The sequence below is a fragment of the Rhodococcus sp. CX genome (assembly GCF_015865005.1).
In the GTDB taxonomy this organism is placed as follows: domain Bacteria; phylum Actinomycetota; class Actinomycetes; order Mycobacteriales; family Mycobacteriaceae; genus Rhodococcus.
This window is the reverse complement of the sequence record NZ_JADZGH010000251.1, coordinates 111,545-112,881: the sequence shown is the minus strand read 5'-3', so window position 1 is coordinate 112,881 and position 1,337 is coordinate 111,545. Positions and strand designations below refer to the sequence as shown.

General features: G+C 71.5%; 1 protein-coding gene and 1 pseudogene. Both read right to left on the bottom strand.

Translation table 11 applies throughout. From position 1 onward, the window contains the following. Nucleotides 1-619, bottom strand: a 619-nt coding sequence (locus I0Q12_RS34075) for a condensation domain-containing protein (RefSeq protein WP_307846567.1), incomplete at its 3' end; no start/stop codon positions are given. Between the two features lie 241 nt (nt 620-860). Beyond that, nucleotides 861-1,229, bottom strand: a pseudogene (locus I0Q12_RS34070) (phosphopantetheine-binding protein); the annotation flags it as partial. Nucleotides 1,230-1,337 lie beyond the last annotated feature (108 nt).

Here is a 1,337-nt window from a genome sequence, read left to right as displayed (position 1 = left end):
CGGCACCGTGCCGGACCAGCAACGTCGCGAGGGCCGCGTGCACCACCATGAACACGGTGGCGTCGTGGTCGCGTCCCAGCCGGACCAGCTGCCCGCTCAGGTCCCTGTCCAGGAGCAGCCGGTGAACGGCGGCACGGCCGCTCGCATGGGCGGGGCGCGGACGGTCGCCGGGCAGGGTGACCTCGTCGGGCAGATCGGCCAGGACACGTAGCCAGTGCTCGACCTCACCGTCGGCGATCGCGTGCTGCCATCGCGCGAAATCGGTGTACTGCAGGGGCAGCGGCTCGAACCGCGGGTGGTGACCGTCGTCGCACGCGGTGTAGGCGGTGACGAGATCGCGCAGCAGCGGCGTGAGCGACCATTCGTCGGCGGCGATGTGGTGGACGACGACGACGATCACGTGCCGCTCGGCCGCGAGGCGCAGCAGCCGCATCCGCACCGGCAGGTCGATGGTGAGATCGAATCCGGCAGAGCAGAGTTCGTGTATCAGCCGCTCCGATTCCCCGCCCGGGGCGGCGATCGTCTCGAAGGGCGGACGCGGTACCGGCGACAGAATCTGCCGGTCGGCCTCGGGATGGACCGTGCGCAGCGTGCGGTGCCGATCGAGGACGTCGGACACCGCGGCGGCCAACGTCGAGCGGCCCGTCGAGGTGCAACACGAACGGCAGGTTGTACGCCGCCGAAGCAGGATCGAACCGGTTGACGAACCACAGCCTCCGCTGCGCCGGTGAGAGAGGCGCCGGAGCGTCACCACCGGCAGTCATCGGGATCCGTGTGCGTCCCCGGCCGGCACGCTCGGCGACGCGCTCGGCGAGACCCGCGACGGTCGGGTCGTCGAAGACGTCGCGGACGGTGACGTCGGCGTCGGCGATGCCGCTGAGGCGCCCGGCGAGACGGCTCGCGAGCAGGGAGTTGCCGCCGAGGTGGAAGAAGTTGTCGTCGGCGGCCGGAACGACCTCGGATCCGGTGTCGCGCAGCAGTTCCCGGATCACCCATGCCACGAGTTCCTCAACCGGTCCGCGCACCGCCCGGCCGCAGGAAGAGGAGACACCGGGTTCCGGCAGGGCCGCGCGATCCAGCTTCCCGTTTCCGGTGAGCGGCAGCGCGTCCAGCACGACCGCGGCGGACGGAACCAGGTACTCGGGCAGGGTGCGGCGGACCTCGCGCAGCGCATCGGCAGCGGATCCGCCGACCAGATAGGCGACGAGCCGATCGTCGCGCAGGATCACCGCGGCCGCCGTGACGCCCGGGCAGCGCAGCAGGGCCGCTTCGATCTCACCGGGCTCGATGCGGTAGCCGCGCAGCGTGATCTGCTGGTCGGCGCGTCCGAGGTGGTA